The organism is Lentzea fradiae (assembly GCF_900100955.1).
GTDB lineage: Bacteria > Actinomycetota > Actinomycetes > Mycobacteriales > Pseudonocardiaceae > Lentzea > Lentzea fradiae.
The window spans coordinates 1-13,186 of record NZ_FNCC01000019.1 but is presented as its reverse complement, the minus strand read 5'-3'; the positions used below and the strand labels follow the sequence as shown (position 1 = coordinate 13,186).

Annotated in this window: 15 protein-coding genes and 1 pseudogene; 12 read left to right on the top strand and 4 right to left on the bottom strand. The window is 70.3% G+C overall.

The window, feature by feature from the left end:
* The first annotated feature begins 23 nt into the window (after window positions 1-23).
* The 4 genes from BLT23_RS35130 to BLT23_RS35115 all read left to right on the top strand — a co-directional run bounded on the left by BLT23_RS35130 (window position 24) and on the right by BLT23_RS35115 (window position 4,011).
* Window positions 24-404 carry a VOC family protein gene (locus BLT23_RS35130; RefSeq protein WP_090058271.1) on the top strand — a complete coding sequence of 127 codons (381 nt, stop codon included), beginning with the start codon at window positions 24-26 and terminating at the stop codon, window positions 402-404.
* 69 nt (window positions 405-473) lie between these two features.
* Window positions 474-1,379 carry an NAD-dependent epimerase/dehydratase family protein gene (locus BLT23_RS35125; RefSeq protein WP_090058268.1) on the top strand — a complete coding sequence of 302 codons (906 nt, stop codon included), beginning with the start codon at window positions 474-476 and terminating at the stop codon, window positions 1,377-1,379.
* Between the two features lie 155 nt (window positions 1,380-1,534).
* A complete protein-coding gene (locus BLT23_RS35120) occupies window positions 1,535-2,368 on the top strand; it encodes a phosphatidylinositol-specific phospholipase C/glycerophosphodiester phosphodiesterase family protein (RefSeq protein WP_176947066.1) in 834 nt (277 codons plus the stop codon).
* Between the two features lie 50 nt (window positions 2,369-2,418).
* On the top strand, window positions 2,419-4,011 hold the full coding sequence (locus BLT23_RS35115) for a hypothetical protein (protein WP_090058264.1): 1,593 nt from the start codon (window positions 2,419-2,421) through the stop codon (window positions 4,009-4,011).
* Between the two features lie 76 nt (window positions 4,012-4,087).
* Here BLT23_RS35115 and BLT23_RS35110 read toward each other — a convergent pair whose 3' ends face one another.
* Window positions 4,088-4,684 (bottom strand): TetR/AcrR family transcriptional regulator, encoded by a 597-nt coding sequence (locus BLT23_RS35110; RefSeq protein WP_090058579.1) that lies wholly within the window; start codon window positions 4,682-4,684, stop codon window positions 4,088-4,090.
* Window positions 4,685-4,794: 110 nt separating this feature from the next.
* Between BLT23_RS35110 and BLT23_RS35105 the strand changes: the two genes are divergently transcribed.
* The 5 genes from BLT23_RS35105 (at window position 4,795) to BLT23_RS35095 (ending at window position 8,730) form a co-directional block, all read left to right on the top strand.
* Window positions 4,795-5,958 carry an FAD-dependent oxidoreductase gene (locus BLT23_RS35105; protein ID WP_090058258.1) on the top strand — a complete coding sequence of 388 codons (1,164 nt, stop codon included), beginning with the start codon at window positions 4,795-4,797 and terminating at the stop codon, window positions 5,956-5,958.
* The gene (locus BLT23_RS35100; RefSeq protein ID WP_090058255.1) at window positions 5,955-6,251 is read left to right on the top strand and encodes a hypothetical protein; all 297 of its coding nucleotides are present in this window, start codon (window positions 5,955-5,957) and stop codon (window positions 6,249-6,251) included. Before BLT23_RS35105 ends, BLT23_RS35100 begins: the two co-directional genes overlap by 4 nt.
* A 127-nt stretch (window positions 6,252-6,378) precedes the next feature.
* The gene (locus tag BLT23_RS40330) at window positions 6,379-6,807 is read left to right on the top strand and encodes a hypothetical protein (RefSeq protein ID WP_143036148.1); all 429 of its coding nucleotides are present in this window, start codon (window positions 6,379-6,381) and stop codon (window positions 6,805-6,807) included.
* 111 nt (window positions 6,808-6,918) lie between these two features.
* Window positions 6,919-7,047, top strand: coding sequence for a hypothetical protein (locus BLT23_RS42145; RefSeq protein ID WP_281248939.1), 129 nt, complete (start codon window positions 6,919-6,921; stop codon window positions 7,045-7,047).
* Between the two features lie 48 nt (window positions 7,048-7,095).
* Window positions 7,096-8,730, top strand: a complete 1,635-nt coding sequence (locus tag BLT23_RS35095) for a PLL family lectin (RefSeq protein WP_143036147.1) — start codon at window positions 7,096-7,098, stop codon at window positions 8,728-8,730.
* Between the two features lie 35 nt (window positions 8,731-8,765).
* On the opposite strand, the gene BLT23_RS35090 is transcribed toward BLT23_RS35095, so the two are convergent.
* Together BLT23_RS35090 and BLT23_RS35085 are read right to left on the bottom strand one after the other, a co-directional pair.
* The gene (locus BLT23_RS35090; RefSeq protein ID WP_218133976.1) at window positions 8,766-9,764 is read right to left on the bottom strand and encodes an EcsC family protein; all 999 of its coding nucleotides are present in this window, start codon (window positions 9,762-9,764) and stop codon (window positions 8,766-8,768) included.
* Between the two features lie 59 nt (window positions 9,765-9,823).
* Window positions 9,824-10,174: a hypothetical protein gene (locus BLT23_RS35085; protein WP_090058247.1), complete on the bottom strand. Its 351-nt coding sequence runs from the start codon at window positions 10,172-10,174 to the stop codon at window positions 9,824-9,826.
* Window positions 10,175-10,388: 214 nt separating this feature from the next.
* On the opposite strand from BLT23_RS35085, the gene BLT23_RS35080 reads away from it, so the two are divergent.
* From BLT23_RS35080 to BLT23_RS42210, 3 genes and pseudogenes are all read left to right on the top strand, one after another.
* The gene (locus BLT23_RS35080) at window positions 10,389-11,696 is read left to right on the top strand and encodes a serine/threonine-protein kinase (RefSeq protein WP_090058244.1); all 1,308 of its coding nucleotides are present in this window, start codon (window positions 10,389-10,391) and stop codon (window positions 11,694-11,696) included.
* 96 nt (window positions 11,697-11,792) lie between these two features.
* Window positions 11,793-11,996: pseudogene (locus BLT23_RS41920) on the top strand (cold-shock protein); the annotation flags it as partial.
* Window positions 11,997-12,026: 30 nt separating this feature from the next.
* Window positions 12,027-12,719 carry a cold shock domain-containing protein gene (locus BLT23_RS42210; RefSeq protein ID WP_425434447.1) on the top strand — a complete coding sequence of 231 codons (693 nt, stop codon included), beginning with the start codon at window positions 12,027-12,029 and terminating at the stop codon, window positions 12,717-12,719.
* Window positions 12,720-12,861: 142 nt separating this feature from the next.
* On the opposite strand, the gene BLT23_RS35070 is transcribed toward BLT23_RS42210, so the two are convergent.
* Window positions 12,862-13,186: IS3 family transposase (locus tag BLT23_RS35070; protein ID WP_143036146.1), on the bottom strand; the 325-nt coding region annotated here is incomplete at its 5' end.

Below are 13,186 nucleotides of genomic sequence, written 5' to 3'. Positions count from 1 at the left end.
GGGTTCTCAGTTAAGGTGCGGCCGTGTCCCGTGTTCACGACATCGTCTTCGATTGCAGGCACCCGGCGTCGCTGGCCCGTTTCTGGGCCGCCGTCCTGGACGGCTACCAGGTGGCGCCGTACGACGAGGAGGAGCTGCAACGCCTGAAGGAAAAGGGAATCGACGATCCCGAGGACGACCCCACGGTGCTCGTGGAGGCAGGTCCCGGGCAGCCCCGCTACTTCTTCGTGCTGGTGCCCGAGGACAAGGTGGCCAAGAACCGCGTCCACCTGGACCTGAGCGCCGACGACCCGGCCGCCGAGGTCGACCGCCTCGTGTCCCTCGGCGCGGTGGCCGTGCGGGAGTACGAGGGCTGGGTCCAGATGGCCGACCCGGAGGGCAACGAGTTCTGCGTCCTGCGCTGACCCGAAGCCCGGCATCCGTTGCGCCATCTCGATTCTCCTCATGCTTGCCGTTGATCAGGAGGTCATTCGATGGTGAAACGCGCGGTGGTGACCGGAGGTGGGGGCTTTCTCGGCTCGCACCTCTGCGAGGCCCTCGTGGCGCGTGGCGTGCAGGTCGTCTGCATCGACGACTTCAGCACGGGTGAGCCCGCCAACGTGCCGCCGGACGTGGAGGTCGTGCAGGCCGACGTGAGCAAACCGCTCCGGTTGCCGCCCAGCGAAGTGGTGCTGCACTTCGCGTGTCCCGCGTCGCCGTCGGCCTATCTGGCGTCGCCGATCCGCACGCTGGAGACGGGCGGGTTCGGCACCTATCACGTGCTGGAGGAAGCCAGACGACACAGCGCGCGGGTGGTCATCGCCTCCACCAGCGAGGTCTACGGCGACCCGCTGGAGCACCCACAACGCGAAACCTACTGGGGCAACGTCAATCCGATCGGGCCGCGCAGCGTCTACGACGAGGCGAAGCGCTTCGGTGAGGCGCTCGCGTTCGCGTACCGGCAGCAGCACGGGCTCGACGTCGGCGTGGTCAGGATCTTCAACACCTACGGGCCGCGGATGAAGTCCGGCGACGGGCGCATGTTGCCCACGTTCTTCGCGCAGGCCAGGAAGAACGAGCCGCTGACCGTGCACGGCGACGGCTCGCAGACGCGGTCGCTCTGCTACGTCGACGACCTCGTGCGCGGCGTGCTGTCCATGATGGACAGTGCGGAGGCGGGGCCGGTCAACCTCGGCAACCCCGAGGAGGTGACGGTGCTGGAGGTGGCCAAGAGGGTCATCGAGGTGACCGGCAGCGGCTCCGAGATCACGCACGTCGGTGCGATGACCGACGACCCGCGGCGTCGCAGGCCCGACATCACCAAGGCGCGGGAGCTGCTCGGCTGGGAGCCGGAGATCCCGCTGGGACGAGGACTTCGGCTGATGGCGGGGGAGACGTGACGCGGCTGGTCACGCCGAAGGCGGCCGTCCTCGCCGGAACCGCACAGCCACCGGCGACGACGGCCTGAGCACGTCACCGGAACACCCGGCGGTGTTCACGCCGTGTTCCGCTCCGTGCTCTACCGTGGCGGCGCCCTGACTTCGGAGGTACAACCGTGGGCCGCTCCCTGCTGTTCCTGCTCACCGTTCTCGGCCTGGTCGCCGGTGCCGCACCCGCCGCCGCCGCGCCGGACCGCGACCGCGTCCGCCCGCTCGCCCGGGCCCACGCGCACAACGACTACGAACACACCCGCCCGCTCTTCGACGCACTGGCCCAGGGCTTCACCAGTGTGGAGGCCGACATCTACCTCGTCGGCGGCGAGCTGCTCGTCGCGCACGACCCGGAGGACCTCGACCCGTCGCGCACGTTGCGGTCGCTGTACCTGGACCCCTTGCGGGAACGGGTTCTGCGCAACCATGGCGTCTGTCCCGGCTTCCGGGACTTCCAGCTCCTGATCGACATCAAGACCGAGGGCGAGGCGACCTACGCCGCGCTGGACGAGCTTCTGCGCAGCCCGAGGTACGCGTTCCTGTGGACCAGGTACGCGTTCGGACGGGTGTGGCACGGCCCGGTGACCGCGGTCGTGTCCGGAAACCGGCCTCGCGCCACGATGGAGGCGCAGCGCACGAGGTTCGCCTTCTACGACGGCCGGATCGCCGACGCGAGCGACCTGGGGCCGGGCTCGGACGCGCGACTGACGCCGCTGGTGTCGGACAACTGGACCAAGCTGTTCTCGTGGACCGGCGCGGGCCCGATGCCCGCGGACGAGCGGGCCGGGCTGCGGTCGATCGTGCGGACCGCGCACCGGGCCGGGCAGCGGGTGCGGTTCTGGGCCACCCCGGACGTGCTGGGGCCCGAGCGGGACGCGGTCTGGCGAGAGCTCGTCGCGGCCGACGTCGACCACATCAACACCGACGACCTGGAAGGTCTGGCCGCCTTCCTGCGCTGAACCCGCGGTCGCCGCGGCGGTGGTTCCTTCTTCAACGGCGTTGAGAAAGGATGGCCACCGGGGGTGTGGTGATGGGGGAGGACGAGTTCACCGTGGCGGAGGTCGCGGTGGCCGCGATCGCGAGGTGGGACGCGATGCGGCACGAGGCAGGACGGGCAGGCGACGAGCAGTTCCGGAGCTGGTACTTCACGACCGTCTCGGGGTACGGCGATCCGGACACCTTCGCGTTCCTGACGTTCGAGGCGGCGGTGGAACTGTCGGCACGGGGATGCGCCGCCGACGGGTTTCTGCTGCTGAGCTGGCTGGCCTGGCACATCGGGCGCGAACCCGACGGTGACGTCGTGGCGCGCACTGTCATGGCGCTGACCGCCACGTGCCTCGCGTGGGCTGTCGACCGGGAGACCAGCGCACACGCGGTGCGGGTGTTGCGCGCCGTGGCCGACGCGGTCCGCGCGCCGGACGACGTGCGGGTGGAGCGCGCGGTGTGCCGTGCGTTGTCGAGCCTCGGGCAGCTGAGCAGCCGGGACGCCGCGGTGGACCACGCCGCGATCGAAACGCTCGCCTCGCCGTGGCGCGAGCTCGCCGGACGGTGCCGCGGCGCCACGGACCCCGAACTGCGCGGGTGGTGGGCGCACGGGATGGGCAACGAGGCGCTCGTGCTGCTCCAGTCCGACCGCGAGCCCGCGGCCCGCCGGCTGTTCGCCGCGATCATCGAGGAGTTCGCGGCGGACCCACCGGGCTCGTCCGAGGACGTCGACGTGTGGCTCCTGCGCGCCCGGCACGCCGCCGGGGTGCTGGACCGGTTCCGCCTCGACGAGCCGCAGCTGAAGCTCGACTACCTCGAACGGCAACGGCACTGGGACCGGCGGCGGCGCTCCGGGCGGGGGTTCGTGTCCTGGCTGCTGGCGGGCGCGCCGCGCAACCGGATGCGAGGGCTGGTCCGCCGCGCCCAGGCCGAGCACCGCAAGTCCGCGGACGCGGTGCGGAGCTGGCTGTGCTCCGGTGAGCCGTTCGTGGTGCTGCTGCGCAACTTCGAGCTCACCGAACGGTCCGGGACCACCAAGTTCCCGCTGGACGACACCGAGCCGGCCGACCACGTCCAGGTGATCAACCTGAGCGGCGCGGGGCCCGCGTTGAGGGAGCTCGCCGTCTCGGTGCCGCTGGTCCTGGTGGCCAGCACGACCGCGGCCGAACTGGAGCTGGGCCAGGACTGGGGCCAGTTCACCGCCCCGGTCAAGCTCTACCTGCCGGACGAGACGTGGTTCGACACCGTCTCGACGTTGCTCTCGGTCGCCGACCAGGTCGTCGTCTGGGCGGCGGAGCTCACCCCGGGACTGGCGCGGGAGCTGGACTTCCTCGTGTCCCGGCAGCGAACCGAGGACACGCTCGTGGTGCTGGACGGCATGGAGGACCCCGTGTCGCAGGTGTTCCTGCCACGCGAAGGCGGCGAACGACTCACGGCAGACCACCCGTTGCTCGCGCCGTTCCCCCACGTCATCGACGCGACGGAACTCGCGCGCAGGCGCATGGCCGAGTGCCCCTCACTCGTCCGAGTCCTGCAACGCCTCGACAACGCCCGGAACGCGCCGCTCGACCAGCGGCTCGCCGAGATCAGCGCCCAGTTGAACGCGCGGCGGACCTGACCTGCCCGCCGCGACGGCGCCGGTGGCCGGGGGTTTCGGTTTCACCGGTGCTGTCCGCCCGAGCCGCGCTCCCGGCTCAGGCGGTGATCGCCGCCCAGCCCCGGTCGAGCAGCTCCCAGGCGTGGGCGAAGGCCGCGGCCGGGTCAGGACGGGAGCGGGCGAAGGCCACCGTCTCCAGGGCGAAGCGGGCGAGGGCAGCGCACGTCAGATCGTCCGCGGGACGGCCGGACTCGGCGGCGATGGCACGGGCCAGCGCCTCCTCGTGGCGTAGCCACATCGTGCGGGCGTACTCCCGCAGGGCCGGTGTCCGCTGCACGAACGCCTGGAACTCGGCGAACCGGGAGCCGGGGCCGGACGGCTTCGAGGCGAAGCCGGTCAGGTAGGTCCGCAGGGCCTCGGTGATGGTCCGGCCCGCCGGGCGGTCGGTCACGGCGGCGATCAGCGCCGCCTCGTTGTCCGTCTCCTCGTCGAAGACCAGCGCTTCCTTGCCGCCGGGGAAGTAGTTGAACAGCGTCGACACGGAGACGTCTGCGGCTTCGGCGATCTGCCGGATGCCCACCTGCTCGTAGCCGTGCGCCAGGAACAGCTGCAGTGCCGTCTCGGCGATCGCCTTGCGGGTGGCCGCCTTCTTGCGCTCCCGCAAGCCCGCGGGCCGCCGGTCCGAGTCGCTCATGTCCACCAGTCTACGTCGAACTTGGGCTCGATCGAAACTTGGAACAGTTGCAAGTTTGGTCTTGTTCTGTTTATGGTGACGGGGCGACGAACCCACGAGAGGAAGACGCGATGACGAACCCCCGACCGGCCGAGGCCAGGATCAGCATCATCGGGGCCGGCCCCGGCGGCCTGACCTGCGCCCGGATCCTGCAGCGGCACGGCATCCCGGTCACGGTCTACGACCGCGACGCCGACGTGCACGCCCGCAACCAGGGCGGCAGCCTCGACCTGCACGCCGACGACGGTCAGCTGGCGCTGCGCGAGGCCGGGCTGCTCGACCAGTTCTTCGCCCTCGCCCGCCCGGAGGGCCAGGAGATGCGGCGCTTCGACACCAAGGGCAACGTGGTGTTCCGCCAGCTGCCGGAGCCCGACGACCGGTACAAGCCGGAGATCGACCGCGGCGTGCTGCGCGACCTGCTGCTCGACTCCCTCGAGCCGGGCACCGTCCAGTGGGGCCGCGCCCTCCAATCGGTCAACGGCCCCACCGACGGACCTCGGCGGCTGCACTTCTCCGACGGCGGCACGGTCGAGACCGACCTGGTCATCGGCGCGGACGGAGCGTTCTCCCGGGTGCGCCCGGCGGTCTCCTCCGCGGTGCCGCTCTACACCGGCGTGAACTTCCTGGAGGCCCGCTTCGACGACGTCGAGAAGCGTCATCCGGGCATCGCCGAGCTGGTCGGCCACGGCCTCGCGACCGGCACGGACGGCGAACGCGCCCTGGCCGCCCAGCGCAACAGCGGCGACCACATCCGGGTCTACATCGTCCAGCGCGCCCCGCTGCACTGGATCTCGGAGGCGGGGCTGAGCATCGACGACACCGCCGGTCTGCGGGCCCACCTGCTCGACCAGTTCGCCGGCTGGTCGCCGGAGGTGCTCCGCCTGATCGCCGACAACGACGGCCCGTACGTCGACCGCCCCCTGTTCGTGCTGCCCGCGGCGCACACCTGGGAACACTCGCCGACCGCGACCCTGCTCGGCGACGCCGCCCACCTCATGCCGCCGGTGGGCGTCGGCGTCAACCTGGCGATGCTCGACGCGTACGAGCTGGCCATGGCCCTGAGTCGTGCCGACACGGTGGGCGAGGCCGTGCGCGCTTACGAGGAGACGATGCTGCCGCGCTCCGCGGAGTGGTCCACCGCCCTCGACGGCGCGGCCGGCTTCCTGTTCGACCGGGACGACAGCCACGAGGGCGGCGACAAGATGCGAGAGCTCAAGGAGGAGATCAACCGATGAACATCGACGGAACGTGGCGGCTCACCATGGTCACCGGGGGCGGCGAGGACACCGTCGAACTGGTCCTGCGGTCGGCGGGCGACGCCCTGGACGGCACCTTCGACGGCCGTCCCATCAGTGAAGGCAAGCTCAAGGGTGTCGAGGTCACCTTCACCGCCTCCATCACCTCACCCCTCAAAGCGAAGCTGAAGTGCGCGGCCACGCTGGACGGAGACGCGATGACGGGCAAAGCGAAGGCGGTCTTCCTGACGGTCCCGTTCACGGCCACGCGCGTGTCCGGAGATCCGACATGAGAGCGGCCTTCCTGGTCGTAGCCGCGGCGGTGGCGCAACTCGCCGGAGCTTCGCTCGTACGCCTTCGGCGATCGGGCGCGGTCACGACGCTCGTCCGCAGCGAGAACGGCGAGATGCTGACCGGAACGTGCGCGCCGACGACGGGACCATCTACTACAACCTCAACTCGCTGACCGCTGCGCGCCGGCGTCTGGAAGCTCCCACCGGCAACCCGTACGTGTCGCCGCAATGCCCGGCGCCGCATTCCTCAATGGGCTGGCCCTGCACCCGAACGGCCGGGACCCCGTACTCCGCCGACAGCGTCGCCGGTGTGATCTGGGCCGTGGACACCGGTCGCGGGCTGGCCGCGAACACCGCCGTCGTGACCGGCCTGCAGCGCGGGCTGATCCAGTGTTGTCCCGGAGTCCGCCCAGCAGCGCCGTACAGCGGCGAGTTCGTGTGCGACCTCGACCGGGACGGCAGCTTCGGCCCGCGCACGGAAGCCGCGGTGAAGGGCGTGCAGACCTCCGCTCCGCGCCCGACGGGATCTACGGGCCCAACACGCGCAACCGGATGAAGTTCCACAGCGGCTACAACTGCGAGCCGTACCGGGCTTGACCCGGCAGGCGGCCCGTCGCACACGATCGTGCGGCGGGCCGTTCGCCGTGGCCGCGCGACCTGCGCCGCGGTGAGGCGTCTCGCCCTCGTCCTGGCCGAGACCTCGGTCTTGGCCCTCGCCGACGAGAACGGCACCGAGGACGAGTGCGCTCGTGGAGAAGTCCACCTGTCGGGTGCCAGAACTCAGGGCATCAGGTAGGCGGTCAGCACGTGGAAACGCTCACGCGCTCCAGATCGACAGGTGGGCATGACTGGCGATCTCCCTGCAAGTGACACGGCCAACAGCAACACCGGTCCGGTGTACGGCGCCATCGTGCAGGCGGGATCGGTACACGGCATCGTCGTCGTCAACGGCTCACGGTCCCGCGAGTTCGTCTCGGTTGACTTCTCCGGTGTCCCGGACCTGATCGGCCGAGAGGGCGACCTCGCCGCCCTGTCGGATGTTTTCACCGGCCGCCCGTCGAAGCCGATCGTGCGGGTGCTCACCGGTGAGAGCGGCGTCGGCAAGTCGGCACTGGCCGCGGCTTACGGGTGTGCCCACCAGGACCGCTACGGGTCCATGCTGTGGATCGGCGGCCGTGAGCCGGACGAGCAGTGCCGCAACCTGCTGAACGTGCTGGCTCCCGGTGAAAGCGCCGTGGTGAACCCGGTGGACGTGCTGCACGGCGTGCTGGCCACCAAGAACGACCGGTGGCTGCTGGTCCTGGATGATGTCTCGCCCCTGGACGTGAGGCGGCTTGTTCCCGCGGCCGGGCCGGGCGACGTGATCATCACCAGTCCGACGGCCGTGTGGCGGCCTCATCCCGTGATCGAGGTGAAGCCGCTGGATCTCGGCGCGTCCGCGGATCTCCTGCTGGACGTGGCCGAAGGTCTGCCGGAGCACGCGGCTCGGGCGGTCGCCGCGGTGGTCTGCGGTTCACCTCGGTCCCTGCTGCGGGCCTGCGAGCACCTGGTCACCAACCGGGCCGTGGACTGGATGAGCTACTTGAGGCTGCACGTGAAGGGCGCGGCGGACTTCCCGTCCGTCTCCGGGATGGCTCGACGGAGCACCATCGCGGCCGGGGCGGTGCGGGACGGCCACCCGGTGTTGTTCGCGATCGATCGGCACGGTCGGCTGGTGCGCCGGTGGGACGACTCGGGGTGGTGGCCGATGGACGAACCCGAACCGCTGCACCGCGTCGCGAGTTCCAGCCTGGGTCCTGGTCATCTGGAGGTCTTCGGCGTCACCGGTGGTCAGGGACTCGTGCACCGCTGGTACGAGGGAGAGCCGGGACGCTGGCAACCGTGGCGCGTGATGGCCACTCCCGATCAGGTGAGCTGGATCGCCGGGGGCTCACCGCGGGACGGCGAGCAGAACCTGTTCGCCGTCACCGTCGAAGGCGGGATCTTCAGCCGGTGCTTTCCCGACGGTGAACTTCGGCAATGGTCGCCCTGGCGAGAAATCCGCGTGCCGGAGCCCATCAGTGCGGTGGCCTGGGCGGGGATGAACCGGACCACCGGTCACCAGGAACTGTTCGCAGCCACGGCATCAGGGAACCTCCTGCACAGGTGGTACAGAGCGGGTGGTGTCTGGAGCGATTGGTCCAGTATGGACGTTCCTGGTCACGTCCGGACCTTGACCGCCGGATCGCATCAGCAGTCGCGGCAACACGTCATCGTCGCGGTGGACAGTAGCGCCGTTCTCGCCTTGTACTACGGCCGCCATGGCTGGGAACCGGAATGGACGGCACTGCCAGGAGACGAAGCTGTCGTGGCGCTCACCTGCTCATCACCGGCCAGTGGGCGTTTGGAGTTGTTCGGCACCAGCACGAGTGGCACCCTCTTGAGCCGCTCGTACCGCCACGGTGACGGATGGAGCGCATGGGAGCCGTTCGAACGCTGAAACCGTTCACTCGGCCACTTTCGGCGCGCAGACCGTTACACGTCATCGTCGCGGTTCGTCGCGAGCGCGGCTGGCAACGGCAGTCCATATCTGTCGCACAAGAATCGGGTCTGGCAGTACCGCTGAGCGTCGGCCGCCACGTTGCCGAGGATCGCGGCATTCATGCCGGCACCGATGAGGACGCCCACCACGGGCAGGGCCTTGGCGACATCCTTCACAGCGACTCTGGAGCCGGCCGGGCCTATCTGCTGCATCAGCTTCTCAAGGGCAGCCAGGAGACGATGATCCGCGCGGAGCTTGGGCGACCACCTGACACGTCCCTTGACCGCGCTCGCCGCGCGTGCCGTCTCGTGCAACGGCTTGACCTTCGCCGCCTGCGCCACGAAGGATCGCTGCACCAGGCGTTCGATGAAGATCCGCTCGGCCGGGTCCTTGGCGTCGTACCCGTAGGAGTACGCGATGCGCGAAGCGATCGACGCGCTCAATACCTGGATGACGAGAATGTCGGCTGTTATCGCCAGCGGGATGCCGGCGACAGGCACCATCGCCAACAAGCCCAAGGCGCCACCCTCGAGGGCCCCGGCGGTCCTCCACTTGAGGGTGTTGCGCGTCAGGAGCCGGTCGCAGACTTTGAGGTCCTGCTTCCGCAGGTCGGTGAAGCTGTGCAGTTCCAAGCCACGCTTGCGGGCGAGTTTCTCGAGGCTGTGCGGATCGTTGAGCTCCACGGCCCAGACGTTGACCAGTTCCAGCAACCTCGTCGCGGCTTCGAGGGCCGGCCTGATGGCCGTACCGGCCACCGCGCCGCCTGCCTGACGAATCGGCCGCTTCACGCCTTCCGGCACAGCGTCCGCGACACCGCTCAGGGCACCTCGCGTGACCTCTCCGGTGCGTTTGACGGCAGCGCTCGCCCAGTTCGGCAGGCCACGGCGGCTGTCGCGACGCTCCCAGTGCTCGTTGAGCCTGTCCCACACCTGTCTTTCGTACGAACTCATGGATTCGAGGCCGTCGTCGACTGGGTCGAAGTGCCTGGTCAACCAAAGCTCCCTGTCTTGACCGTGATCACTGGGTCGTGCCGGCTGTCCGGCTGCGAAGTTCAGGCGTCAAAGCGGACTGTGGTGAAGTTGGTCGTTCCCGAGAAGCCGGTGGTGTCCTGGAAGCCCCAGCCGATGACGGTAGCCGCTTGCGGCACATAACCCGAGCCTGAACGGTGGTCGGACTCGTTCATCAGGACGGAGTTCACCGCACGTGCCTCGGTCACGGTGATGGTGATCCCTCGGTTGCTGACGGTCTGTCCGATGCCGGCTGAGGACGGTGCGGGCGAGCTGGTGGTGGATGTAGTCGCGACCGAGGTAGTCCCGCCGCCGGAGGTGCTTGAGGTGGGCACTGCGCTGCACCCGGTCAGAGCGAGTAGTGCGATGAGGGTGAGAACGGACGCGGTGCGCACAGCTACTCCACGAGGTGAGGTGACTGCCTGCTTGTCGCCGCACGAGGCCGACCTATTACGGCTGACCGCCGACGACGGGGTTTCGTGTCGGAGGGAATATCGGACACGGAAACCGTGACGGCAAAGGTCGCGTCACGCTGCAAGTGCGGCTCTCGAACCCCGCTCGCGCGTTCGAAGGTGGCCGATGATCGGCTCGGCCAAGTAGCGTCGGCGTGTGCCAGAAGAGGGTGAGGTCATCGCCGGGAAGTACCGGCTGGTGTCGCCGATCGGCCAGGGCTCCATGGGGGTGGTCTGGCAGGCGCGCGACGAGCAGTCGGACCGCGTGGTCGCGGTCAAGCTGCTCAACACGGAGCGGCGGTCCCCGGACGCGGTGGCGCAGATGCTGCGCGAGGGCCGGGTCGCCGGTCGGCTGCGGCACCCGCACGCGATCAGCGTGTACGAGGTCGTCGAGCACGACGGCAAGCCCTGTCTGGTGCTGGAGTACCTGCCCTCCCGCAGTCTCGCGGCGCTGATCGCCGAGCGGGGCGCGCTGCCGCCGGGGGTGGTCGCGGCCGTGGGCAGGCAGGTCGCCGCCGCGCTGGCGGCGGCGCACGCGGAGGGCATCGTGCACCGGGACGTCTCGACGTTCAACGTCCTGCTGGCCGAGGACGGCATCGCGAAGATCACCGACTTCGGCATCGCCCGCGCGGTCGGCGAGGGCACGGTGACCGACGCCCGCCTGATCGTCGGCACGCCGGCCTTCCTGGCGCCGGAGGTGGCGGCGGGCGAGGCGGCGACGTTCGCCTCGGACGTGTTCTCCCTCGGCGCGACCCTCTACGCGGCACTGGAGGGCACGCCGCCGTTCGGGGTGGACGACAACCCCTACGCGCTCCTGCAACGCGTGGTCCGCGGGGAGTTCGAGCCGCCACGGGTGGGTGGCCCGCTCGGCGACGTGCTCCTGCGCCTCCTGCGTCGTGACGCGGCCCAACGCCCGACGATGGCCGAGGCCCACAAGCTGCTGGCGGCGGTCGCGGAGGGACTGCCGCTGCCCGCCGCGCCCCCGAAGAGCGGGACGAGGGTGCTGACCGTCCGCCGCCACCCGCCGCGCCGGGTGATCGCGCTGGTCACCGGTGCGGCCGCCCTGGTCGCCGCCGGTGTCGTGATCGGCATCGTCGTGCAGGGCGACCGGCCCGGCAGCACCGCCCAGGCCGGCTCCACCACGGCGACGACCACGGTCACGACCGCCTGTGATGCCCGTTACGAGGTGACCAACTCGTGGCCGGGCGGCTACCAGGTCGAGGTGACAGTGCGCAACACCAGCTCAGATGGCCTGACCGGCTGGACCATCACGTGGGAGCCGGTCGCGGACCACACCATCGGCAACCTGTGGAACGGCACCCTGACCCAGGACACGACCGCGGTGACCGTCAGCAACGCCGGCCACAACGCCGTGCTCACCGCCGGGGGAACCACCTCGTTCGGGTTCGTCGCCGCCGGTCCTGAACCCGCCAGCCCGGCCGTGACCTGCTCCGCCGTCAACTGAGACGTCGGCTCACCGGTCGGCGGAAGCGAGGCGGCGGTGTCCCGCGGCGCCTGGGACACTGGACCCCTCGATCATCCGCTAGACCAGGAGTGCACCGTGCAGCAGGGAACCGTCCGTTGGTACGACCTCGAGCGAGGCTTCGGCTTCCTCGCCCCCGACGACGGCAGCGACGACATCTTCGTGCACGTCTCGCAGGTGCAGGGCGAGGGCGCGGCCCGGGCCCTCCGCGAGGGCCAGACGGTGGAGTTCGAGGCCGGTGAGGGCCCTCGCGGTCCGCAGGCGCTGCGCGTCACCGTCACGGGGGACTCCTCGCCCGGCGCGACCTTGGGCGTGCTCGCCACCGTCTCCTGGTACGAACCGGCCAAGGGCTACGGGTTCGCCGCGCCCGACGGCGGGGGCGCGGAGGTGTTCGTGCACTCCTCCGCCATCGTCACCGGGGGCGTCCTCGCGGCAGGGCAGCGGGTGGCCTTCGTCGTCACCTCGGGGGAGAAGGGGCCGCAGGCCCAGCACGTGGTGCCGCTGAGCTTCGACGCCGGGGTCCGCAAGGGCCCTCTCGTCGCGCCCGGCGACGGCGCCGATGGCACCGTGCTGTGGTTCGACGAGGAGAAGGCGTTCGGCTTCGTGGCCGCCGACGACGGGGAGGGCGACGTCTTCCTGCACGTGCGCGCCCTGGTCGACGACCGGTACCTGCCGTTCGAGGGCGACCGGGTCTCGTTCACCGCGGTCACCGCGGACCAGGGCCGTCAGGCGCGCGACGTGCGGTTCGTGGCCGCCGGCGAGCCGGTGGAGGCCGCCCCGGCCCCCAGCCAGTCCCGTTCGGCCGCCCGGTCCGGCGACGGCACGGTGGCCCGCTACGACGCCGACCGCGGCTTCGGCTTCATCACCCCCGACGCGGGCGGGCCCGACCTCTTCGTGCACGTCTCGGTGGTCTCCGGCGAGCCCCTGGTGGCCGGCGAGCGGGTGCGGTTCCGCATCCGGCAGAGCGACCGGGGCCCGCAGGCCGACGCCGTCGAGCGCGCCTGACCGTCCGGGACAGCCCTACGACGCCCGACCACCCGGGTGGTAGATCCGCAGGTCGTGTTCCGCCACCACAGAGCACGAGAAGGGCCGGTTCCTGAGGGCAATCCTGAACCGCTCCCCGAAGGTTGGACTGGCTAACTGAAGGTTAGGCCGCGAGGGCCTGGGCTCGGTATTCGACCGGGCTCAGGCCCTCGAGCGTGGTGGAGATGCGGGTGGTGTTGTACCAGCTGATGTAGTCGTCCAGTGCCGCGGTGAACTCCTCGACGGTGTCGAACCTGTTGTGGTGGAACAGTTCTGCCTTCAGGTGGCCGAAGAAGTTCTCGGCCATCGAGTTGTCCAGGCAGTTGGCCCGCCGTGACATCGACTGGGTCAGGCCCGCGTCGTCGAGCAGGGTGCGCCAGGAGGCGTGCTGGTACTGAAAGCCCTGGTCGGAGTGCACCAGCGGTGTGGCGCCGTCGGGCAGGGTGGCG